Source organism: Syntrophaceae bacterium (assembly GCA_013177795.1).
Lineage (GTDB): Bacteria > Desulfobacterota > Syntrophia > Syntrophales > UBA2192 > UBA2192.
Map to the genome: position 1 here is coordinate 139,817 of JABLXY010000004.1, position 21,266 is coordinate 161,082.

General features: G+C 64.9%; 23 protein-coding genes. 22 read left to right on the forward strand and 1 reads right to left on the reverse strand.

Features of this window, described 5'->3' with window-relative positions; genetic code table 11:
• Window positions 1-226: 226 nt before the first annotated feature.
• The 3 genes from HPY67_14725 (at window position 227) to HPY67_14735 (ending at window position 2,320) form a co-directional block, all read left to right on the forward strand.
• Window positions 227-1,333 (forward strand): NAD(P)-dependent alcohol dehydrogenase, encoded by a 1,107-nt coding sequence (locus HPY67_14725; GenBank protein NPV05971.1) that lies wholly within the window; start codon window positions 227-229, stop codon window positions 1,331-1,333.
• Between the two features lie 340 nt (window positions 1,334-1,673).
• Window positions 1,674-1,961 carry a hypothetical protein gene (locus tag HPY67_14730; GenBank protein NPV05972.1) on the forward strand — a complete coding sequence of 96 codons (288 nt, stop codon included), beginning with the start codon at window positions 1,674-1,676 and terminating at the stop codon, window positions 1,959-1,961.
• Window positions 1,962-1,984: 23 nt separating this feature from the next.
• Complete coding sequence (locus HPY67_14735) at window positions 1,985-2,320, forward strand: hypothetical protein (protein NPV05973.1); 336 nt, start codon at window positions 1,985-1,987, stop codon at window positions 2,318-2,320.
• Between the two features lie 198 nt (window positions 2,321-2,518).
• Here the strand turns inward: HPY67_14735 and HPY67_14740 are convergent, their stop codons facing one another.
• Window positions 2,519-2,935, reverse strand: coding sequence for a carboxypeptidase regulatory-like domain-containing protein (locus HPY67_14740; protein ID NPV05974.1), 417 nt, complete (start codon window positions 2,933-2,935; stop codon window positions 2,519-2,521).
• A gap of 435 nt (window positions 2,936-3,370) precedes the next feature.
• On the opposite strand from HPY67_14740, the gene HPY67_14745 reads away from it, so the two are divergent.
• From HPY67_14745 to HPY67_14835, 19 genes are all read left to right on the forward strand, one after another.
• Window positions 3,371-3,853: a prepilin-type N-terminal cleavage/methylation domain-containing protein gene (locus HPY67_14745; GenBank protein ID NPV05975.1), complete on the forward strand. Its 483-nt coding sequence runs from the start codon at window positions 3,371-3,373 to the stop codon at window positions 3,851-3,853.
• Window positions 3,831-4,259: a hypothetical protein gene (locus HPY67_14750; protein ID NPV05976.1), complete on the forward strand. Its 429-nt coding sequence runs from the start codon at window positions 3,831-3,833 to the stop codon at window positions 4,257-4,259. The genes HPY67_14745 and HPY67_14750 overlap by 23 nt, the downstream gene beginning before the upstream one ends.
• On the forward strand, window positions 4,256-4,975 hold the full coding sequence (locus HPY67_14755) for a prepilin-type N-terminal cleavage/methylation domain-containing protein (GenBank protein NPV05977.1): 720 nt from the start codon (window positions 4,256-4,258) through the stop codon (window positions 4,973-4,975). Before HPY67_14750 ends, HPY67_14755 begins: the two co-directional genes overlap by 4 nt.
• A 15-nt stretch (window positions 4,976-4,990) precedes the next feature.
• Window positions 4,991-5,467 carry a hypothetical protein gene (locus HPY67_14760; GenBank protein NPV05978.1) on the forward strand — a complete coding sequence of 159 codons (477 nt, stop codon included), beginning with the start codon at window positions 4,991-4,993 and terminating at the stop codon, window positions 5,465-5,467.
• 9 nt (window positions 5,468-5,476) lie between these two features.
• Entirely contained in the window at window positions 5,477-8,473 is a 2,997-nt protein-coding gene (locus tag HPY67_14765; GenBank protein ID NPV05979.1) for a hypothetical protein, read from the forward strand.
• A gap of 126 nt (window positions 8,474-8,599) precedes the next feature.
• On the forward strand, window positions 8,600-9,811 hold the full coding sequence (locus tag HPY67_14770; GenBank protein NPV05980.1) for a hypothetical protein: 1,212 nt from the start codon (window positions 8,600-8,602) through the stop codon (window positions 9,809-9,811).
• A gap of 128 nt (window positions 9,812-9,939) precedes the next feature.
• The gene (locus HPY67_14775) at window positions 9,940-10,689 is read left to right on the forward strand and encodes a hypothetical protein (GenBank protein ID NPV05981.1); all 750 of its coding nucleotides are present in this window, start codon (window positions 9,940-9,942) and stop codon (window positions 10,687-10,689) included.
• Window positions 10,673-11,062 (forward strand): YkgJ family cysteine cluster protein, encoded by a 390-nt coding sequence (locus HPY67_14780; protein NPV05982.1) that lies wholly within the window; start codon window positions 10,673-10,675, stop codon window positions 11,060-11,062. The genes HPY67_14775 and HPY67_14780 overlap by 17 nt, the downstream gene beginning before the upstream one ends.
• 21 nt (window positions 11,063-11,083) lie before the next feature.
• On the forward strand, window positions 11,084-12,007 hold the full coding sequence (locus HPY67_14785; protein NPV05983.1) for a 3-keto-5-aminohexanoate cleavage protein: 924 nt from the start codon (window positions 11,084-11,086) through the stop codon (window positions 12,005-12,007).
• A 179-nt stretch (window positions 12,008-12,186) separates the two neighbouring features.
• A complete protein-coding gene (locus HPY67_14790; protein NPV05984.1) occupies window positions 12,187-12,783 on the forward strand; it encodes a helix-turn-helix transcriptional regulator in 597 nt (198 codons plus the stop codon).
• Between the two features lie 2 nt (window positions 12,784-12,785).
• Complete coding sequence (locus HPY67_14795) at window positions 12,786-13,745, forward strand: 3-hydroxyacyl-CoA dehydrogenase family protein (GenBank protein NPV05985.1); 960 nt, start codon at window positions 12,786-12,788, stop codon at window positions 13,743-13,745.
• Between the two features lie 65 nt (window positions 13,746-13,810).
• Entirely contained in the window at window positions 13,811-14,671 is an 861-nt protein-coding gene (locus HPY67_14800) for a branched-chain amino acid ABC transporter permease (GenBank protein ID NPV05986.1), read from the forward strand.
• Window positions 14,671-15,669, forward strand: a complete 999-nt coding sequence (locus HPY67_14805; protein ID NPV05987.1) for a branched-chain amino acid ABC transporter permease — start codon at window positions 14,671-14,673, stop codon at window positions 15,667-15,669. Before HPY67_14800 ends, HPY67_14805 begins: the two co-directional genes overlap by 1 nt.
• Window positions 15,666-16,409 carry an ABC transporter ATP-binding protein gene (locus HPY67_14810; GenBank protein NPV05988.1) on the forward strand — a complete coding sequence of 248 codons (744 nt, stop codon included), beginning with the start codon at window positions 15,666-15,668 and terminating at the stop codon, window positions 16,407-16,409. Before HPY67_14805 ends, HPY67_14810 begins: the two co-directional genes overlap by 4 nt.
• Before the next feature lies 1 nt (window position 16,410).
• On the forward strand, window positions 16,411-17,115 hold the full coding sequence (locus HPY67_14815) for an ABC transporter ATP-binding protein (GenBank protein ID NPV05989.1): 705 nt from the start codon (window positions 16,411-16,413) through the stop codon (window positions 17,113-17,115).
• A gap of 196 nt (window positions 17,116-17,311) precedes the next feature.
• Entirely contained in the window at window positions 17,312-18,514 is a 1,203-nt protein-coding gene (locus tag HPY67_14820) for an ABC transporter substrate-binding protein (protein ID NPV05990.1), read from the forward strand.
• A 75-nt stretch (window positions 18,515-18,589) separates the two neighbouring features.
• Entirely contained in the window at window positions 18,590-19,552 is a 963-nt protein-coding gene (locus tag HPY67_14825) for an NAD-dependent epimerase/dehydratase family protein (protein NPV05991.1), read from the forward strand.
• Window positions 19,553-19,573: 21 nt separating this feature from the next.
• On the forward strand, window positions 19,574-20,497 hold the full coding sequence (locus HPY67_14830; protein NPV05992.1) for a 3-keto-5-aminohexanoate cleavage protein: 924 nt from the start codon (window positions 19,574-19,576) through the stop codon (window positions 20,495-20,497).
• A 185-nt stretch (window positions 20,498-20,682) separates the two neighbouring features.
• Complete coding sequence (locus tag HPY67_14835; GenBank protein NPV05993.1) at window positions 20,683-21,249, forward strand: LysM peptidoglycan-binding domain-containing protein; 567 nt, start codon at window positions 20,683-20,685, stop codon at window positions 21,247-21,249.
• The last annotated feature ends 17 nt before the right edge of the window (window positions 21,250-21,266 follow it).

Here is a 21,266-nt window from a genome sequence, read left to right on the forward strand (position 1 = left end):
AGGGGCTGGCACGAAGCCCTTGACTTTCCCCCCGCGATTTCCTCTAATGAGACCTGCCGGTTCTCAACCCGTCAACCCGACCAGCCCAACCTCCCAGCCCTCCGGAAGGAGAAGGCCGTGGACAGGATCCAGCATCCCCCATGCCTCGCGCCGAGAGGCGGGGTTTCCCCGTCAGCAGCGCCACGGTCCGAACCGGCCGTTTCGATTGCCGCAGAAGGCAAACGCCATGCTTAGCAGACACGACACAGCCGCCGTGCCGATCCGTGCCGCCGTCCTTCGGAGAAGAGGGGGGCCGCTGACGCTCGAAGCCCTCGAGATGGAAGGGCCGCGGGAGGATGAAGTCCTCGTGCGCATCGTCGCAACCGGCATCTGCCACACCGACATCCGCTATGTCGATGACTGGCACGAGGATGCCGACGGGCCGCTCGTGCTGGGCCATGAGGGCGCAGGCGTCGTGGAGCGTGTCGGGGACGGGGTCAAGGGCTTTCAACGCGGCGATCACGTCGTCCTGTCCTACCAGTCCTGCGGGCACTGCGAGGCCTGCAGCCGTGAGCACCCGGCGGACTGCGAGTCCCTGGCCGATCTGAACTTCGGGTTCCACCGGGCCGACGGCAGCAACGCCCTGCGCCGCAGCGGCGTGCGGGGGCACTTCTTCGGCCAGTCCTCGTTTTCGACGCACGCGCTGGCGACGGAGCGCAACCTCGTCAAGGTCCCGAAGACGCTGCCGCTGGAAATCCTGGCGCCCCTGGGCTGCGGCATGCAGACCGGGGCCGGCACGGTGATGAATTCCCTGAAGGTCCCCGCGGGGGCGAGCATCGCCGTCTTCGGCACGGGGGCCGTGGGCCTGGCGGCCGTCATGGCGGCGCGCATCGCCGGGGCGCACCCCATCATCGGGGTCGACAGGGTCCCGGCCCGGCTCAAGCTGGCCCGGGAGCTCGGGGCGACCGACGTGATCGACACCCGCCGCGAGGGCGTGACCGACCGCATCCGGGCGATCACCGGAAGCGGGGTCGACTACGTGGTGGAAACCTCCGGCAACCAGAGGCTCTACCGGCTTGCCGTCGTCCTGCTGAACCCGGGCGGCACGGCAGCCTACCTGGCGGGGGTGGAGGGGCCCGACCCCCTGCCCGGGGGCCGCAGGGCGTTGAGCGTCATCCAGGGTGACGCCGTCCCGCAGGTCTTCATCCCCAAGCTCATCGATCTGCACCTCAAGAGGCTCTTCCCCTTCGAGCGTCTCCAGCGGCACTACGAGTTCCGCCAGATCAACCGGGCGATCGCCGATGCGCGGTGCGGGCGGACGGTCAAGCCCGTACTGGTGTTCGGCGCACCGTAGAGGTGCAGACCCGCCGGACAACCCCCGCGTGTGGAAGCGGGCGGGGCTGTTCGGGGTAACCGACCCAAAACAGACTGTCCCTTCTTGGCACATCAGCGTAACCTGCCGTAATGTATTGAGAATCAAAAATTTCCAGTCCATCGTGGAGCGGAATGTCCCTCAAGGGGACTTGTGACTTCCAGCCGGAACGCTCTGACTCGTTTGATATCATTGCAGATTCATCGACACCGTCCCAACGGCACACAGGTTGCCCCTTGCAGACGGGCAAAGCAGGAGCGGCCGCAGGCGTAGCGGCCGGCTTGAAACGCCGGGAGGTGTCAAGGTGCAACAGGAAGTTTCCATGGTCTATTTGAACGAGAGCCTGCCGTTTCCCCGTTTCTACACAGCGTCGGAACTGCGATCTCTGGTCGGGGAAGAGCATTGCCCGTCGGGAGAGCTGATCGTGCTGGAAAAGCCCGGCGACGCGGTAACGGTCATCATGGGCGAGGAGAACCCCCCGTGCGTCGGCGAGTTGCAGAAGGCGATCCTGAGGGGCAAGCAGGTGTCTGTGAAGGTCACCGAAGAGAGGGAACTGCACAAGCTCTTCATGCGCATCTGCCTCTTCTTCGGCTTCCCTAGGCAGAAATGACGGAAAACAGGGGTACCGGAACCATGCGCTTCGAACAGCTTTTTGTCATCCGCGACGAGATCCTGCGCTACATCGACAACACGGATCTCAAGGGGGATCTGGCCCGCGAAATCGCCCGGATCCTCGCACCCGTCGATGATGGGGTGACGGCCCTCTCCACGCGGCGGGACATCGTCGAGCTCATCGGCTTCATCGAGGAGACGAAAATCCGTTTTCTCCGCGGCGAACTGCGCGCAAAGGAGCTCTACCGGGAGGTGGACTTCGGCCTCCACCAGTTCAAGATGCGCAACCAGGGCTTCGACTTCACAAGCAACCCGGTCTTTCTTTCCTACTTTTCGGCCTGCGCTTATCGGCGATGACGGGCAGCCGCCGGACGTCGACGCGATGCCCGGATCGTCATGGCGGGGGATTCACCGCGATCAAACCGCCGGGCCGTCTTCCGGGCCCTGCACCCTTGACCCGGGAAAGCAACGGGACAATGAAGCGGGGGCAGGTTCGGCCGCAGCCGTCCCTGCCCCGCTCGATTCGCTCGGACGGAGAACCGGTCGGCAGGCGGACTACCGGAACGACAGGCTCGTGTGGAGAATCCGCTCGTTCTGGATGCTGATGTGCCCATTGAAGTCCGTCTTCGGCACGGTGACGGTGTAGGTGGCAGGCGTGTACCGGGTCTTCCACACGATCACGGTGTACTTTCCGTTCGGCACATTGGCGGTGAACTTCCCCTTGTCGTCGGTCAGCGCCTTGGCGGCCACCTTGCCCCGGACGGTGTCCGCGCCGGAGGCGCCGACATCGAGCTGCAGGTCCTTCCCGATGATGACCTGCGCACCGGCCAGGGGGACATCCTTCGGCAGGGACATCTGGCTCTCCTTCTTGCTCGTGGTGACGGTGCCGCTCAGCGTTGCGGCAAAGGCGCCGCCGACTGCGAACAGGACAAAGGTGAGGGTTAAACAGAAAACGATCGATTTGCGAGACATGAAAAACCTCCTCAGCGGATTGGGTGATTCGAACCCCGCCCCCTGCCCTGCAAGCACAATACCAACCTGGTGGGCGGGATCGGCGTGCGGCCGGATATCACGCGTCCGGCGACTCCGGTCATTTTCCGGACGGGAGCATCGGGAACCAAGAGCGACATCGGAGGCATTTCATCCTGCTTTCCAAGCAGTTATGCCTCTGCGCCGGGCGGATGCTGACTGACACGCCCCTGTTTTTGCATCGGCGCTCGGGCCAGCAGACCCAGACGGACGCCGACGTGAAACATTTTCTTTAAGTACGGGCCCTTCCCTTCCGAATAACAGACGTAGAGACATCACGGCCCGGGATCGGAAACGTACGCCCGCTCCCCCGCACGGCCGGGTTTCAGGCGCTCGAGTTCCCGATGCTGCCGGGGCACCCGAGGTGGAAGAAGGGACATGGAAAACGGCCGGAGTGTGATCTCCAGCAGGAACGGCTTCACTCTCGTCGAGCTGGTGCTCGCGCTGATCTTTTTCGCCATCGTGACGGCCATCGCACTGCCCTCCTTCCGGGGGTACATCGAAAACACGAAGCTCAAGGCCGCCGCCCGACAGATCATGTCGGACATCGCCGAGACGCAGCAACGCGCCAAGGCGGAAAACGCGCAGTACCGGATCACCCTGAGCCTCGATCCGGCGAACACGTACACCGTGGAACGCGTGACGGCCCCGGCTGCGACGCAGAACCGGACCCTGGCGGAACACGGGGGCGGCATTCGGATCACGGCATCCACGTTCACCGCAAACCAGGTGAATTTCCTCGCGCGCGGACTCCTGAGCGAGGACAACAGGACCATCACGCTGAGAAACAGCCGCAACTCGACGGCGCAAATCACCTCGAACCTGGCAGGCAGGACTCATGTCCAGTACACCATGCAGTGAAAAAGGGATCACGATCATCGAGGTCCTGATCACGCTTTTCCTGACGGCCGTCGGCATCATGGCGCTGCTGTCCATGCAGCCCATCTCGTGGCAGACGGCGGGGCGATCGGACTTCATGGGACGGGCGGCAGGCATCCTCCAGAGCGAGCTGGAGAGAAACGAGATCCGGATCATGAACCCTCTGCTCCCCGTGTCGACGGGAACGACGACCCGCACGATCTACCCCAGCAACCTCACCAGCGGCACGACGCCGCAGACGGGCGATGTGGCCTACACGGTGGCAACGACGATCTCGTCGCTCGGGCCGACGGCCTGGCGGGTGGACGTGAGGGTCACCTGGCCCGGCAACAACCGGGGCATCGCCGAATCGATGACGGTGACCCGGCAGGAGACCTTCCGGCAATGACGAAGACGATCACCGTCAATCGCGGGTTCACGCTCGTCGAGTGCATCATCGCCGTCGCAGTGGGCATGGCGATCCTCGCAGCCGTCTACACGGCCGTGTGGTCGGGGCAGCGCTCCGCCACGGGCATCGACCGGAAGGTCACGACGGGTCAGGACGCGAGGGCGGCCCTGGAGGTGATGGCCATGGAGCTGCGCATGGCCTCCTACAACCCCAATTACTCCACCGTGACCAACCCCTGGACGGACATCTCAAGCTGCAACGCGGGCGACGCGGGGCGGCGCGGAATCCAGAACGCGGCGGCCAACACGATCCAGATCCAGATGGACCTCAACGGGAACGGCTCCTGCGGGGATGTGGCAAACGAGATCATCGTGTACGCCCTCGACACGGCGAACCAGCGCATCACGAGGCAGACCTGGACCTGTTCGGGCGCCCCCGCAACGCCGGGCGCCCAGTCCTTTCTCGGGGGGGCGGCCGGGGAGGTGAAGACGGTCCGGGTGGTCAACGGCGACACGGGGACCCCGCTGCTGCGGTACTTCAACAGCGCGGGCACGGACATCACGGCCAGCCTGCCCGGCGCGATCGGCCAGATCCGGCGGATCGAGATCACTCTCGTCGTGGACAGCGAGGACACCGATCCCTCCCTTGGCGGCCAGCGGCGCAGGATGATCTACTCGACCGGTGTGGTTCCCCGGAACCACGGCATCGTGTACTGAGAGGGTTTTGATGAAATGAGAGCCCTGGCGCGAGAAAACGGTTTCGCCCTCATCGCGGCACTGCTGGCCAACCTGATCCTGCTGGCCGTGGGGATCCTGGCCGTGAACCTCTCCAGCGGGGACATCCGGGTCAGCATGCGGACCGTGGGTGACAAGAAGGCCCTCCATGCGGCCGAGACGGGCGTGCACGAGCTCACGAGGATCTTCGACCCCGCCACGGCCTTCGGCGGCACGGTGTTTCCCGTGAACTTCCAGTCCCTCAGCGGCGGGCAGGACGCGACGACGCAGTACTCGATCGCCCAGCCGACGGTGCCCCAGACGGGCTCGTCGACCCTGCAGCTCAACGGCTACGCCATCGGGGGGGCCCAGATGTGGGGGCAGTCCCGCTACAGCGCCGCCGTGACGGGCAGGAACACGGCATACAACACGAGCGTGACCATCGACGTGGAGATCGGCTACGGCCCCGTCGAGATCTCCACCATGTCCCGATAGGAGCGTTTTATGACCCTGCGGAACCGTTTTGCGGCAGCCCTGCTTGCGATCACGTGCCTGTTTGCCCCCGCCGCGAGCCACGGGGGGGACGAGACGGCCCTGTTCAACTCCACCCCGCCGGACGTGCTCATCCTTCTCGACCTCTCGGGCAGCATGAAGCGCAACCCTGCGGGCGTCTTCCAAATCTATGGAAACGAGGACTGCTCGATCGTCGACGGGATGGGCTGGACCGACTGCCGGCGCTACATCATCGCCAAGCGTGCCGTCTTCAACCTCCTGGACGACAACCGCGACGGCAAGATCGACTCGAGCGACGAAACGAGCCTCAACGTCCGGTTCGGCTACGTCGCGTATTACGTGGACCTGGACTTTTGGACCGAGGTGACGGGCATCCGCAGGGGCATCGGGACCCCCTACGCCGACCTGTACTGCAATTCCAACAACAACGGCACGGCCTGCACGAAGACCAAGGAGGACTCGGTCTGTGACACCATGGCCTCGCTGGGCCTGCCCAAGAGCTTCTACTGCGAGAAAACCTACACCAACACCCCGATGAACAACGCCCTGCGGGACGCCAAGATCTACCTCGACGCCCACAAGGCCGCAGACCCCGACCGGGACTGCCGCCAGAAGTTCGTCATCCTCATATCCGACGGGGGCGACACGAATTCCTGCGATTACGGAGACGGGACGGGCGTGACGCAGTACAAGCAGCGGCGACTCTCGGTGCTGCGGGCCAAGGCCCTGAAGGATGCCGGGTACAAGGTCTTCGTCGTGGGCTTCGGCTCCAACATGCCGGCCCACGAGAAGTACACCCTCGAGTGGATGGCCTACCACGCCGGCACGGACAACCCGCTGGCGCCGAACACGGGCAGCACGTCGGCCCTCAATCTCGCGGCATTCTCGCCCGATCCCTGCACCGTCAACGAGACCCAGCTCACGGGGCAGTGCGACGGGAACGGCTTCTGCTTCGCCGTCAACAACGATCCGGGCAACATCCCGCTGGGGGGATACGCCTTCATGGCCAACAACGGGGGCGAGCTCCAGACGGCCCTCAAGCAGGCCCTGAACCTGATCCGCGAGTCGAGCCAGTCCTTCGCGACGGCCTCCGTCGCCTCGGCGCGCGCCTCCGACGAGAACTACCTCTACGAGGCCTCCTTCCAGCCCGCGGGCACGGACCCCATGTGGACGGGGCACCTGACCAAGTATTCCCTGAATGCCGACGGGTCCGTGGGCGCGGCCCTCTGGGACGCTGGGGCCGTCCTCAAGAACGCGACGGCGGCGAGCCGGAACATCTACACCTACAAGGGCTCGAGCACGCTCACGGCCTTCACCACGGCGAACATCGCCCCGGCGGACCTGGGCGTGACGACGACGGGCGAGCGCGACGACATCGTCGGCTATGTGCGGGGCGAAAGCACGTACAACATCGAGAACTGGAAGCTGGGCGACATCTTCCGCTCCTCGCCGGTGACCGTGGGGACCCCGACGCCGTACTTCCGGGACAACTTCGATGCCCGCAACCCGACGGCCTACGACGATTTCCGAACGGCCAACGTGCGGACCTCGGCCAACGGCAAGCGGATCGTCGTGGCGGGGGCCAACGACGGCCAGCTCCACGCCTTCCGGACGAGCGACGGGGCGGAGCTCTGGAGCTTCATCCCGCCTAACTTCCTGCACAAGCTCAAGAACATCGCGCACAAGGTCCACCCGACGGGGCTGTCGCACCAGTACTTCGTCGACGGCCCCATCTCGGTGGCCGAGGTGTGGCTGCCGTCGGTGCCCCCGGCCGTCCCGGGAGGGGTGAAACTGCTGTCGGAGTGGAGGACGCTGCTGATCCTCGCCGAGGGGCGCGGCGCCATGAGCTACCTCTGGAGCTCCTCGAGCGACTGCACCTCCGGTTTCGACAGCAACTACTCGACGAGTTACCCGTACTACTGCGGCTACCACGCCCTGGACATCACGAACACCACGGCAGCCCCCGTCTACAAGTGGCGCCTCAACCCCACGGCGGCCCAGGCCCCTTACCTGGGCGAGCCCTGGAGCAAGGTCTACATCGGCCGCGTGAAGATCAACGGCTTCGAGAAGTGGGTCGGTTTCATGGGCGGGGGGCAGAACCTGTCCTCCTGCACGGGCACGGACTGCGACAAGCGGGGGAAGGGCTTCTTCGTCGTCGACCTGGCCGACGGGAGCATCCTCTGGAGCTACACCCGGGCAAACGACTCAAACATGAACTATGCTTTGCCGGGCTCGCCCGCCATGGTCGACACGGACAACGACGGCTTCATCGACCGGGTCTACATCGGCGACCTCGGCGGCACGATGTGGCGATTCACGTTCTGCTCCTACGCGAGCGGCGCCTCCTGCAACACATCCCACTGGACGGGTGGGCGGCTCTTCGCAGGCACGGCGGGCGCCGTCTACGCCATCCCCTCGGCGGCCCGGGACGCGAGGGGGAACCTCTGGGTCTTCTGGGGCACGGGGGACCGCGTCGACGTGACGGGCACCACTGTCGCCGACAAGTTCTATGCCGTCAAGGACACCGATGCCGCCGCGCCCCGGGCGCTCGCGGACCTGATCAACATCACCTCGTCGGGCTACACGGACAGCGACACCCGGAAGGGCTGGTATGTCAACCTGACGGGCACGGGGGAGAAGGTGCTCTCCGACTCGGCGGTCTTCGGCGGGGTGGTCTACTTCACCACCTTCACGCCGACCGCGGGGGCCGCGAGCGCCTGCGGCTCCGGCGGGACGGGCCTTCTCTACGGGATCGACTTCGTCGGCGGCACGGGGATCCTGCCCGGGTCGGCCAAGAGCATGAGCCTGGGGGCGGGAGTGCCGTCGGCGCCGATGATCTCCTACAACCCGAGCACGAAATCGCCCGACCTGTTCGTCACGGCAAGCAGTGCCGTGGGCGGCGTGCACTCGCGCCGCATCGGGATCAACCCGCCGGCCATGACGAACCGGGCCAACGTCCTGCTATGGCGCGACCGGCGCATCCAGTAGCCGTCGAGAGGGCCGGGTCATCTTCCTGCTTTCCCTGCAGAATGCGCTGCCTTTCGCAGTGTGCAGATGGCACCGCTCCTGCATGAACCGCGGCAGAGCGCATAAACCCCGCCCGAGAGGCTGCCGATGATCCGTGCCCGGTCGCGATCCATGGTTTCGTTCGTCCTGCTCGCCCTGTTTTGCCTGGCGGTCTTTCCCTGTCCGGGACCCGCGGAAACCCAGAAAAACGACGGACTGGCCCGCACGGGCAGGGTCGAGGCCGTGGCCTGCCGGCACAGGCTGGCCCAGATGATCGACGAGGCCCGGTACTATGACCGCATGCGGGCCGACCTGGCCGGCATGGAGACCCAGGCCGCCGAGCTGCAGGCGAGGCTGAGCGACCTGATCCCGAGGCACCGGGACGCCGTGCAGAGGCTCACCGCGCTGGAATCGGAGCAGAAGGCCCTCTCGGCCGACCTGCCGAGGGCCGAGGAGGAGTGCAGGCAGGCATGGCTCCCCTCGCTGTCCGGCGCGTGCAGCCGCCGTGACCGGACGGCACGGAGGCTCCACGAGGAGCTGCCCCCCGAGCTTGCCCGCCTGAGGGGCGAGCTGCCGCGCCTCGCGCAGGAACGGCAGGAGGCGGAAAACACGCTGTCCGTTCTGCAGATGAACCTGCAGTCCCGGCGAAACTACGTCGCCCGGGCGGACCGGCCCGCAGATGGACAGATCGAAGAGCAGGAAGCCCGCTGCCGTGCGATGGAGGAGTCGATGGCCCGCGACCCCGAGGCAGCCCGCTCGGCGCTGGAAATCGCCGTCTCGGCCCCGGAGGCCCTCGTGGGCGACGAGATCGCACTGTACGCCCGGTTGACCGCGCCGGTCGCGGGGGCGCAATACGGCTTTGTATGGAGCCTCAACGGTAAGGTCTTCGGGGGAAACGGGGATCGCGTGAAGACGGCGATCCCCGGCGAGGGGACCAACACGGTGCGTGTCGTCGCCTGGAGATGGGCGGGCGGGCAGTGGGTCAAGGCGGCCGAGGCCTCCCGCGCGATCGCCGGCAGGGCACGCGTGCAGCCGACCGTCTCCATCGCGGGGCCGTCGGCCATGACGATCCGCGACGGGGCGGCGCGGGGCACCTTTGAAGCGAGGATCACCCCCGAGGTGCCGGGCCAGACATACGGGTACACCTGGGGCGCCGTGGGAGACCCGCAGGGCCCCGTGACCTTCAGCAACCCATCGGGCACGCAAAACCTGACGGTCACGACGCCCGGCCGCTATACCGTCCTGGTGCATGCCTGGAAGCTGGTCAACGGCCAGTGGGTCCTCGTCGGGAAGGCCGCGCACCCGTTCACGGTCCACTGAGACCACCCCGGAGCGGGCGCCGCAGCCGATTTTCCGGCTGGACCGCAGGGTGGCCCTGCCTTATAATCCTTTCAGCGTGACATCCTTCCATCGCTCGTTCACGACCCGTCAAAGGCCGAAGAGGACGGATGATGAACGCAGGAGACGTTCGCTCCACCCGCGATACACGGCACAGGTGGGCCTGGGTCGTGGTGTTCGCGATCGCCTTTGCCTATGTCGAGAGCGCCGTCGTCGTCTACCTGCGCAAGATCTACTTCGGGGGCTCCTTCGACTTTCCCCTCGCCACGGTCTGGGAGGGCGGCCGCCGCATCGTGGACCCCCTGATCCCCGTCGAGATGGGGCGCGAGGCGGCAACCCTGGTCATGCTCGCCGCGGCGGGGATCCTGGCAGGGCGAAACGGACTGCAGCGTTTCTGCTTTTTCATGATCGCCTTCGGCGTCTGGGACATCTTCTACTACCTGTGGCTGAAGGTCATCCTCGGGTGGCCCGAGAGCCTCATGACCTGGGACCTTCTGTTCTACATTCCCTTGCCCTGGGTCGGACCCGTGATCGCGCCGGTGCTTATCGCCGCGACGATGACGGCGGCAGGCACGCTGCTGATCTTCCTCGAGGAGAGGGGATACGGCATCCGCTGGCGCTGGGGTGACTGGGGCATCACCCTTGGCTGCGCGGCACTGCTCATCATCTCCTTCTGCTGGGACTGGAGAAACATCCTGCGCGTGCCCGACGGCACGTCGTACAGCGGCATCCCGAACCCCTTTGCCTGGTGGCTGTTCGTGCCGGCCTACCTTGTCGCGGTGCTGTATTTCGCGGCACGCGTCTATCAGGTGATAGCCGCAGGAAAACAGAGGATGGCAGGTCATGGCCGACGCTCGTGAAAACCGGGCGGGAACCGCCGACGGACGGCCGCCGCAGAACCCCTGCCTCCGTTGCGGCGCCTGCTGCACGGTCTTCCGTGCCTCCTTCTACTGGGCCGAAGCGGACGACGCGACCCGGGGAGGGGTGCCCGCGGCCCTCACCGTGCGTGTGGGGGCCCTGCGCAGGGCCATGCGCCGGGATCCCGACGGCCGCTGCGCGGCGCTCCGCGGGGAGCCGGGCCGCAGCGTCTTTTGCTCCATATACGACCGCCGGCCATCCGTGTGCCGCAGCTTCGAACCGCACTGGAGGGCGGGGGGCGAGGGGTCGCGATGCCTCGAAGCGAGGCGGCGCCTGGGACTGCCGCCGCTTCCGGAAGAAGATTCCAAGGCCTGATGCCGCGCAAGGAGGGAGAGAATGAGGGAGAAGACGATCATCACCGCCGCCGTCACCGGAAGCATCCACACACCCACCATGTCGCCCTACCTGCCCATCACGCCCGAGCAGATCGCCGACGATGCCGTGGCGGCCTGCGAGGCCGGGGCGGCCGTCGTTCACGTCCACGGGAGAAACCCCGAGACGGGACAGCCGTCCCCTGACCCGGAACTCATGGGACAGATCGTCCGCAGGATCAAGGCGGCGTGCAACGCCGTGATCTGCATCACAACCGGCGGAGGCCTCGGCATGACGGTTGAGCAGCGCGTGGCCCCCGTGGCGCTGTATAGGCCCGAAATGGCCTCCCTGAACGGCGGCTCGATGAATTTCGCGCTCTTCCCCGCGCTGGACAAGTACAAGGAGTTCAAGCATGACTGGGAGCCGCAGTACCTCGCCATGACGGAAGACCTCATCTTCCCGAACACCTTCAAGTCCATCCGGGAGTTCTGCCGGATCTTCAGGCAGAACGAGACCAAGCCCGAGTTCGAGATCTACGACGCCGGGATGGTCAACAACCTGGCCGTCATGATCCAGCGGGGCCACATCGGGCGGCCCGTCTATCTGCAATTCGTCATGGGGGTCCTCGGCGGCATCACGCCGAGCCCCGAGAACCTCATGTTCCTGCACGACTATGCCCGGAAGCTGATCGGCGAATTCGAGTTCTCCGTCTGCGTCGCGGGAAGGGCGCAGTTCCCCATCTGCACCCAGTCGGTCCTGCTGGGCGGACACTGCCGCGTGGGGCTGGAGGACAACCTCTACCTCGAAAAGGGACGGCTCGCGAAGAGCAATGCCGAGCAGGTGTCGAAGATGGCCCGGATCATCCGGGAACTCGGCAGCGAGCCGGCGACGCCGGACGAGGCGCGCCGGATCCTAGGCCTCAAAGGGCTTGACCGGGTTCATTTCTAGCTTTTCGAGATCCCAGCGCAATCCGAAAAAATGAATCGCCCGTCAAATAATTCTTGACAGAACCGCCCTGTTGGGACTATGAAGTTTCCTGTCAGGATACATTCTGTTTATCCATTTCATTCATAAAATAAAGCAGTTACGAAAATAAGCGCCTTTGTGAGCCAGGAAAGTAATCTATAATGAAACGGGAGCAGGCGATCGTCGAGGCCGAAATCGGCAAGCGGATCAAGGCCTTCCGGACGCAGAAGCGGATCACCCTCGAGGGGCTCGCCCAGAAAACGGGCTTTACGAAGGGCTACCTCTCGAAAGTCGAAAAGTCGAAGAAGTCCCCCCCCGTCTCCACCCTCGGCATCATAGCCCGTGCCCTCGGCGTCACCATATCGGCCCTCCTCGGCGAGGAGGCCCCCCGCACATCCTTTTGTCTTGTTCGAAAGGACGAGAGGCCCCTCATTGCGAGGAACGGGACGGCCTTCGGATATTCCTACGAGGCCATGGCCTACCGGTTCCCGAACAAGACCATGGAACCCTTTATCCTGACCCTCCCCGTCAAGCCGAAGAAGCGAACCCTGTACCAGCACGAGGGGGAGGAGATCCTCTTCGTGATCCAGGGAACGATGCGATTCCTGCACGGCGACGAGGAGTATGTCGTCGAGGAGGGCGACTGCATCTATTTCGATTCGGGCATTCCCCACTGGGGGGAGGCCATCGGCCCTGAAGAGGTGAAGTGTTTCATGGTCATCTGGAACCCCACCAACGGCAGGGAAAGGAACGCGTAGCCGTGGAAGTGAAGGACATCCGGCGCATCGGCATCATCGGGGCCGGCCTCATGGGGCACGGCATCGCGCAGGTCTTTGCATCGGCGGGCTACGACGTGAACCTCTACGACTCGGACCGGCAAACGCTCGAAGCCGCGAAGGAACGAATCGAGTCAAACTTCAAGGTGTTCATCGATCTCGGACTGGCCCGCCCGGAGGATGTGGCGGCCTGCCTCGGCCGGGTCACCCTCTGTCAATCGCTCGAGGCCCTGTGCGGCGGCTGCCAGTACATCCTCGAGGCCATCCTGGAGGATTTGGAGCTGAAAAGAACGGTCTTCGCCGAGGTCGAGCGCTGCTCGGCCCCCGACACCATCTTCTCGAGCAACACCTCGGCCATCAGCATCACCGAGATCGCCGTCGCCCTGGACAGGAGGGACCGCTTCCTCGGGACCCACTTCTGGAACCCCCCGCACGTTCTGCCCTGCGTGGAGGTGATCCGCGGCGAGGAGACGGGGGAGGCCGCCTTCGAGACGATCGTCGCCCTCATGGAGGCGGTCGGCAAGGTGCCCGTCCGCGTCCTCAAGGACGTGCCGGGCTTTCTGGGCAACCGTCTCCAGCACGCGATGTGGCGGGAGGCGGTGTCGCTGTGCGACAAGGGGGTCGCCAGCGCCGAGGACATCGACAAGGTCGTCAAGTACGGCTTCGGCGCGCGGATGCCCTTCATCGGCCCCATGGAGACGGCGGATTTGGCCGGGCTCGTCCTGACCCGCGACATCCACCGGTACCTGTTCCCCCATCTCGAATCGGCGACAACACCGGCGCCTGTCCTGGAGAAGCTCATCGCCGAGGGGGCCACGGGCGTCAAGGCCGGGCGGGGGTTCTACGAGTGGACGCCCGAGAAGATCGAGCAGATCATCCGGCAGCGCGACACGGTCCTGCTGCGCATTCTCCGCGAGATCATCGGGGGCGTGAAGCAGGGCTGAACAGAAAAACGATCGGCGCCCCGGCCCCGGCAAGGGGCGGAGGGCATTGCCAAGAGGTTCAACACATGAGCGACATCCCCGTGTTCTTCCTTCATGGACTGGCCTACGCGGGCCTGCTGTTCCTCGTCTCGGCGGGCCTGACCCTGGTCTTCGGGATGATGAACGTCCTGAACTTCGCCCACGCGGCCATGTACATGCTGGGCGCCTACTTCTCCTACACGATGCTGCAGGCGACGGACCGGTTCTGGCTCTCCCTGATGGTCTGCCCGATCCTGCTGTTTGCGATCGGCGCCCTCATCGAGCGCTTCCTGCTGCGGCGCGTCCACGTCTTCGGCCACCTGCACGAGCTGCTCCTGACCTTCGGGCTGGCCTACATCATCACGGAGGTGGTGAAGTGGGTCTGGGGCAACTTCCCGCTTGCCGTGAACATCGGCGGCCTTCTGGGCGACACCGTCGAGATCATCGGCATCACCTACCCCGTCTACCGGATTTTCATCTTCATCTGCGCCGTCCTCGTGGGGGCCGTGATGGCCCTCGTGCTGTACAAGACGCGCCTCGGGATCATCCTCCGGGCCGCCGTCAACGACAGCGAGATGGTCAACGCCCTCGGGTTCAACGTGCCGCTCATCTTCATGGGCGTCTTCGCCTTCGGCGCCGCCCTGTCGGGCTTTGCGGGCGTCATCGCGGGGCCGCTGCTGACGACGTACCCGGGGATGGCCCATGACATCCTCATCGACGCCTTCGTGGTGATCGTCGTGGGCGGCTTCGGCAGCCTCGGGGGCGCCGTGGTCGCCTCGTTCCTCATCGGCGAGCTGCAGTCCTTCGGGGTCCTGCTCTTCCCGAAGCTCTCCGTGGCCCTGGTCTACCTCCTCATGGCCGCCGTCCTGATCGTCAAACCGTCCGGACTCTTTGGTGAGAAACAATGATGAACCAGAGAAACGCACCCGTTGTCCTCATCGCCGCCCTCTTCGTCCTGGGGGCCGCGATGCCGTTCGTGCTCAAGCCTTACCACCTCAACATGCTGACGGAGATCATCCTGTTCGCCCTCTACGCCGTCAGCTACAATCTCCTGCTCGGCTATGCGGGGCTGCTGTCCTTCGGGCACGCCATGTTCTTCGGCATGGGCGCCTTCACCGTCGCCGTCTCGCTGATTCACATCCCGGGCCTCTCCATCTGGAGCGCCATCGGCCTGGCCCTGGCCATGACGACGGCCGTCGGCTTCGTCACGGGGGGACTGCTGTTGCGGCACAAGGGGTCCTACTTCGCCCTCCTGACGCTGGCCTTCAACTCGCTCTTCTACGCCGTGGCGACGAAGTGGCACACCATCACGGGCGGCGACGACGGGCTGAGCGTCACGCGGCCCGATCTCGCGCTCGGGTTCACCACGGTGAGCCTGGCAGGGATCGAGAGTTTCTACGGGTTCACCCTCGTCATCGTCGGCTCGGCCATCGCGTTCTGCTGGTACTTCACGCAGACGGCCATGGGGCAGACGGTGCTGATGATGCGCGAAAACGAGGAGCGGATGAAGTTTCTGGGCTACAACACGAACATCAGCCGCCTGATCCTCTTCACCTTCACGGGCGCCGTGGCGGGGCTCGCGGGGGCATTCTACACGCTGCACTTCCAGTTCTGCTCCCAGTCGGCCATCAGCGTCGACATGACGACGACGGTGCTGCTCATGACCTTCGTGGGCGGTACGGGGACCTTCTGGGGACCGATGCTGGGGGCGCTGGTCTACATCGTCCTCCAGAACTACCTGAGCGACATCACGGACCGCTGGCCCCTGTTCATGGGACTGATCTTCGTCTTCATGGTCCTCTTCATCCCGGGCGGGCTGTCGCAGATCATCCAGTCCGCCAGGGACCTGATCGCCGGCAGGCGCGGGACGGGAAAACCCATGGCAGCCAAGGAAGCGTCATCATGAGCGAATACCTTCACGTCAAGGACATTCACAAAGACTTCTCGGGGCTCAAGGTCCTCACCGGCGTCGATATCACCGTGAGGGAAAAGGAGCGGCACGCCGTCATCGGCCCCAACGGGGCGGGCAAGACGACGCTCTTCAACATCATCAGCGGGAAATTCAAGGCGTCTTCGGGGGCGATCCTGTTCAAGGGCGAGGACATTTCGGGCAAGCCGGCCCACGTGCTGAACCGCATCGGCCTCTCGCGGTCGTTCCAGATCACCAACGTCTTCCAGGAGCTCTCCGTCTTCGACAACATCCGCTCCGGCGTGCGTTCCCGGTACGGCATGCGGTATCACTTCTTCCGCAGGCCCGACCACAACCGGGACATCAACGAGCGCACGCTGGCCATCGTCGAGGAGGTCGGGCTGAAGGACGTCATGCACATGCCGGTGAGCGCCCTGTCCTACGGCCAGCAGCGCGCCCTCGAGATCGGCATCACCCTCTCCACGGAGCCGGAGCTCATCCTGCTGGACGAACCCACGGCGGGGATGACCCGCGAGGAGACGGGCCAGGCGATCCGGATGATCGACCGCGTCACGGCGGGACGGACGCTGATCATCATCGAGCACGACATGGACGTGGTGTTCTCGCTGGCCGACACGATTTCGGTCCTTCACTACGGCACGATTCTCGTCTCGGGCAAGCCCGACGAGATCCGAAACGATCAGCGGGTGAAGGACGCCTACCTGGGGGACGGATGACATGCTGGAAGTCAGAAACATCCACAGCTACTACGGAAAGAGCCACATCCTGCAGGGTGTCTCCATGTCGCTGAACGAAGGCGAACTCGTATGCCTGCTCGGGCGAAACGGCGTGGGGAAGTCCACCACGCTCAAGAGCATCATGGGCCTCGTGAAGCCCAGCGAGGGGAGCGTGCTGTTCCGCGGGCAGGAGCTGGTCGGGAAACAGCCTTTCGAGATCGCCCGCCTGGGCGTGGGGTACGTTCCCGAGGACCGGAGGATCTTCCGGAGCCTCACGGTCCATGAGAATCTCCTGATGGGGGTGAAAGAGGCGAAGGGCGGCGGCAACGGCGCCTGGACCATCGAACAGGTCTACGAAAAGTTCCCCAAGCTGAGGGAACGCCGCAACAACAAGGGCGGCCACCTCTCGGGCGGCGAGCAGCAGATGCTCACCGTGGCGAGGACCCTCATGGGAAACCCCAGGCTCATCCTCGTCGACGAGCCCACGGAAGGGCTGGCGCCCCTCATCGTCCGCGACGTGCTGGAGATGCTCGCCGCCGTCCGCAGATCGGGGGTGACGGTGCTCATGGTGGAGCAGAACTTCAAGGCCTCCATCAAGGTGGCCGACCGCTTCTACATCATGGGGAAGGGGCACATGGTCTTCGAGGGCGACACGGAGGCCCTGCTGGCGGCGGAGGAGATCCGGAAGAACTATCTGGAGGTGTAAGCGAGAGGCCGATTCCGACAACGGTCTGCATCCCGCAAGGAGGCGGGATCGGTCCTTCGCTTCCGTTCCGGGGAGCGACCGCCGGCCGCGGCAGGGTCGCGCTGAACGGGCGTTGAGAAACTGTTTCCCGCCCCTTTGGGGGTTTGAAGGAATAACAGCAAGGCCTTTGGGTCAAAGAAACGGGAGGTATGGATTTATGAAGAAACTGTTCGGACTGGCGGTGTTGTCCGTCCTGCTCGCGCTCGCGGGGTCCGCGGCGGCGCAGGACACCATCAAGATCGGGGTCACGGAGCCGCTCTCCGGGACGTTCAAGGACATCGGCGAGCGCTACCTCGAGGGCGTGCAGTACGCGGCCAAGGTCATCAACGAGAGCGGCGGGCTACTCGGCAAGAAGGTGGAGGTCATCCCCATCGACTCGGAGCTCAAGCCCGACGTGGCCACGCGCAAGGCGCAGAACCTGATCCTCAAGGACGGCGTGAAGTTCTTCGCCGGCGGCACGGGCAGCTCCGTCGGGGCGGCCATGGCCCAGCTCGCGGAGAAGCAGAACGTCATCATGTTCACCTACGGCATGGACGCCTCCAGCATGACCGGCGAGAAGTGCAACAAGAACTTCTTCCGGCCCGGCGGGAGCACCGACGGCCGCTCCTTCGCGCTGGCGCAGCTCATCGCGCAGAAGGGCTACAAGAGCGTGGGCATCATCGCCCAGGACTACTCCTTCGGGAAGGAGGCCGTGGCCGCCTTCAAGAAGAAGCTCGCCGAGATCGCGCCCAAGACGAAAATCGTCGCCGAGCTGTACCACCCGGCGGGGACGAAGGACTACGCCCCCTACGCCAGCCAGCTGATCGCGGCCAAGCCCGAGGTCATCTTCACGCCCAACTGGGGCAACGACCTGACGCTGCTGCTCAAGCAGGGGCGCCCCATGGGCATGAAGCAGAAGGTCTTCTCCTACTACATCAACGACGAGGTCATGATCAAGACGCTCGGCGACGACAAGCTCATCGTCGGCGACATGGGCGCCGAGGTCTACGTGCTGTCCATCCCCAACAAGAAGAACCAGGAGTTCGTGCAGAGATTCTACAAGGACAAGGGCTACTACCCGACATGGCTGCGCGGCAAGGCCTACATGGCGACCATGTTCTGGGCCGAGGCGGTGAAAAAGGCGGGCACGACCGACGTGGCCGCCGTCATCAAGGCCTGGGAAGGACTCTCCTATGACGGCATCGCCGGGACCTGGACGATGCGGGCCTGCGACCACCAGGCCCAGACGCCCTACTGGGTCGTCGAGATCGTGAAGAACAACAAGTTCTTCAAGGAGCACGCCTTCGAGGGCCCCGCCACGATGATCCCCGCAAAGGACGTCTCGGTGCCCTGCGAGCAGACGGGCTGCAAGATGAAGTAACGATGTTCGGCGCCGCCGGGACGGGGTCGCAGGAGCGCCCCGTCCCGGGCCGACAGCAGATCCACAAGGTAAACCATGGCCACACTGATCACCGGCGGGGCGGGGTTCATCGGGTCCTGCCTCGCGCAACTCCTCATCGAGGACGGGGAGAAGCCCGTCGTATTCGACATCGCTCCCGTCGAGGGCCCGCTGGCCGGGCAGCTCGGGCGCTTCATCTACGAGCAGGGAAGCCTCGCCCACCTGCCCGTCCTGATGGACTGCATCGAGCGGCACGGCGTCGACCGGATCTTTCACCTGGGGGGAATGCTTTCGCTGCCCTCGGAGAACAATCACCCGGCGGCCTTCGACGCCAACGTCGTCGGCACCTACAACATCCTGGAGGCTGCGCGCATCAAGAGGATGAAGCAGGTCGTCTACGGCAGCACCATCGCCACCTACAGCCGGGACATCCCGGGCGACACGATCGACGACCGCACCATCCAGCGGCCGTCGAGTTTCTACGGCATCACGAAGACCTTCGGGGAGCTGGCGGGGAGGTGGTACCACCGGCGCTTCGGCCTGGACTTCCGGGGCGTTCGCCTGCCCTCCATCGTGGGGCCGGGGGCGAAGACGGCGCACATGTCCATCTACAACGCCTGGGCCATCGAGTATCCCCTCAAGGGGCTCCCCTACGAGATCAACTGCGCTCCCGAAACACGCTGCCCCGCCCTTTATTTCAAGGACGCCGCCATGTCCCTGAAGAGGCTCTCCGAGGCTGACCCGGGGCGGATCGAGACGAGAATCTACAACATCGCCGGCATCACGCCGCCCTACTCGGCGCAGGAGCTGGTGGACGCCGTCAGGCGGCGCATCCCGGGGGCGCAGCTCTCCTTCAGGCCGGACCCCGTCGTCGTGGAACTTCTCCGCGAGCTGGGCTCCCTGAGGATCAGCGAAGAGTGCGCCCGCCGGGAGTGGGGCTGGCAGCCTGCGTACCCGCTTGCGGAGCTCGTCGAGGATTTCATCCGGGAATTCGAGCAGAACCGAAAATACTACGAATAGAAAGGCACGTTGAAAGACACCATGAGCAACAAGCGTATCTTCACCGCCGCTCTCACCGGCGCCATCCACACCCCCAGCATGTCGCCCTACCTGCCGGTGACCCCGAAGCAGATCATCGACGAGGCCCTCCGCTCCTACGAGGCGGGGGCCGCCGTCGTGCACATACACGTGCGGGACCCCCGGACAGGCCTGCCCAACGCGGACCAGGACATCTACCGGGAGATCGCCGAAGCCGTCAAGAAACAGTGCGACGTCGTCATGTGCTTCACCACGGGCGGCAAGCTCGGTGAGCCGGTTGAGAACCGCGTCCGCGTGGCCTCGAACCTCAAGCCGGAGCTGACCTCGCTCAACGCGGGCTCGCTCAACTTCGCCCTGTTCCACATCAAGGACCAGGTCAAGGAGTTCAAGTACGATTGGGAGGAGGCGTACCTCGACCTGACGGAGGACTTCATCTTCCCCAACACGTTCAAGACGATGCGCCAGTACCTCGAGATCATCTATGCCAACGGGGCCAAGCCCGAGTTCGAGATCTACGACGTGGGGATGATCAATAACCTGGCCTTCCTGCTGCAGAGGGGCATCGCGAAGAGGCCCGTCTACCTGCAGTTCGTCATGGGCATCCTCGGCGGCATCCCGGCAACGCTGGAGCACCTGGTCTACCTCGTCGAGACGGCGCGCAAGCAGATCGGCGAGTTCCAGTTTTCCGTCTGCGCCGCCGGACGCACGCAGATCCCGATGTGCACGGGTTCGCTGCTGATGGGGGGCCACGCCCGCGTGGGTCTCGAAGACAGCCTCTACCTGGAAAAGGGCGTGCTCGCGAAGAGCAGCGGCGAGCAGGTCGCCAAGATCATCCGCATCGCCCGGGAACTCGGCATCGAGCCGGCGACGCCGGACGAGGCGCGCCGGATCCTCGGGCTCAAGGGGATCGACGCCGTGAATTTCTGATCGGCGGACGGCGGATTCGATCAACGCGCATTGCCCTTATCCTCCCTCCTGGGGGGCCCGATTCCGGTCGGGCCCCCTTCCTTTTCCCCGCACAACCCGATTCCCGTTTCATCTGTTGCATTTTTATGGTATAGGGCTCTTGGGTCTGGAGGGGGGCCTAATTACACCCAGGAGGAGGATGTGCCATGCCCGAGGATCCCGATATCCGATTGATGGACGCGGAGGAAGAGGTCTATTCGCCGGAACGCAAACAGTCGGGGCCGGACAAGAAGAAAGTCGGCATGATCGCCGCGGTCGGGATCGCGGTGCTAGCCGTTCTCGGGGGCGCCTACCTGATGCTCGGGGGCGGAGGGGTCTCCAAGGACGAGGTCCGGCTCATGCAGACGAAGCTCTCCGCGATGGAGCAGAAGATCGCCGCACTGGAACGGCAGCAGGCGGCGCTGCAGGCCAGGCTTCCCGCCGAGGGCGCCGAGGCGGCGATAGCGGGCAGGATCGACACGCTCGCGCAGCGCGTCGAGGCCCTGGAGAAGAGGCCCGTCGCCGCGGCGGCGGAGAAGCCGAAACCGGCTGCCAAGGACAAGAAGGAAAAGGCCGCCGCCCCGGGCAAGAAAACGCACACGGTCCAGAAGGGGGAGACCGTCTACGGCATCAGCAAGAAATACGGGATGAAGCCCGAGGAACTGCGAAAGCTCAACAACCTGGGCGAAAATGACCCGGTCAGGCCCGGGCAGAAACTCGTGGTCGGCAAGTAAAAAAGCCGCCATCCTGG

Excerpts from the sequence above, each read along its gene's own strand:
- HPY67_14745 (NPV05975.1), top strand. The coding sequence starts at position 3,371 with ATGGAAAACGGCCGGAGTGTGATCTCCAGCAGGAACGGCTTCACTCTC.
- HPY67_14785 (NPV05983.1), top strand. The coding sequence starts at position 11,084 with ATGAGGGAGAAGACGATCATCACCGCCGCCGTCACCGGAAGCATCCAC.
- HPY67_14815 (NPV05989.1), top strand. The coding sequence starts at position 16,411 with ATGCTGGAAGTCAGAAACATCCACAGCTACTACGGAAAGAGCCACATC.
- HPY67_14835 (NPV05993.1), top strand. The coding sequence starts at position 20,683 with ATGCCCGAGGATCCCGATATCCGATTGATGGACGCGGAGGAAGAGGTC.
- HPY67_14810 (NPV05988.1), top strand. The coding sequence starts at position 15,666 with ATGAGCGAATACCTTCACGTCAAGGACATTCACAAAGACTTCTCGGGG.
- HPY67_14765 (NPV05979.1), top strand. The coding sequence starts at position 5,477 with ATGACCCTGCGGAACCGTTTTGCGGCAGCCCTGCTTGCGATCACGTGC.
- HPY67_14790 (NPV05984.1), top strand. The coding sequence starts at position 12,187 with ATGAAACGGGAGCAGGCGATCGTCGAGGCCGAAATCGGCAAGCGGATC.
- HPY67_14770 (NPV05980.1), top strand. The coding sequence starts at position 8,600 with ATGATCCGTGCCCGGTCGCGATCCATGGTTTCGTTCGTCCTGCTCGCC.
- HPY67_14805 (NPV05987.1), top strand. The coding sequence starts at position 14,671 with ATGAACCAGAGAAACGCACCCGTTGTCCTCATCGCCGCCCTCTTCGTC.
- HPY67_14800 (NPV05986.1), top strand. The coding sequence starts at position 13,811 with ATGAGCGACATCCCCGTGTTCTTCCTTCATGGACTGGCCTACGCGGGC.
- HPY67_14825 (NPV05991.1), top strand. The coding sequence starts at position 18,590 with ATGGCCACACTGATCACCGGCGGGGCGGGGTTCATCGGGTCCTGCCTC.
- HPY67_14730 (NPV05972.1), top strand. The coding sequence starts at position 1,674 with ATGGTCTATTTGAACGAGAGCCTGCCGTTTCCCCGTTTCTACACAGCG.
- HPY67_14735 (NPV05973.1), top strand. The coding sequence starts at position 1,985 with ATGCGCTTCGAACAGCTTTTTGTCATCCGCGACGAGATCCTGCGCTAC.
- HPY67_14820 (NPV05990.1), top strand. The coding sequence starts at position 17,312 with ATGAAGAAACTGTTCGGACTGGCGGTGTTGTCCGTCCTGCTCGCGCTC.
- HPY67_14775 (NPV05981.1), top strand. The coding sequence starts at position 9,940 with ATGATGAACGCAGGAGACGTTCGCTCCACCCGCGATACACGGCACAGG.
- HPY67_14780 (NPV05982.1), top strand. The coding sequence starts at position 10,673 with ATGGCCGACGCTCGTGAAAACCGGGCGGGAACCGCCGACGGACGGCCG.
- HPY67_14755 (NPV05977.1), top strand. The coding sequence starts at position 4,256 with ATGACGAAGACGATCACCGTCAATCGCGGGTTCACGCTCGTCGAGTGC.
- HPY67_14740 (NPV05974.1), bottom strand. The coding sequence starts at position 2,935 with ATGTCTCGCAAATCGATCGTTTTCTGTTTAACCCTCACCTTTGTCCTG.
- HPY67_14750 (NPV05976.1), top strand. The coding sequence starts at position 3,831 with ATGTCCAGTACACCATGCAGTGAAAAAGGGATCACGATCATCGAGGTC.
- HPY67_14725 (NPV05971.1), top strand. The coding sequence starts at position 227 with ATGCTTAGCAGACACGACACAGCCGCCGTGCCGATCCGTGCCGCCGTC.
- HPY67_14760 (NPV05978.1), top strand. The coding sequence starts at position 4,991 with ATGAGAGCCCTGGCGCGAGAAAACGGTTTCGCCCTCATCGCGGCACTG.
- HPY67_14830 (NPV05992.1), top strand. The coding sequence starts at position 19,574 with ATGAGCAACAAGCGTATCTTCACCGCCGCTCTCACCGGCGCCATCCAC.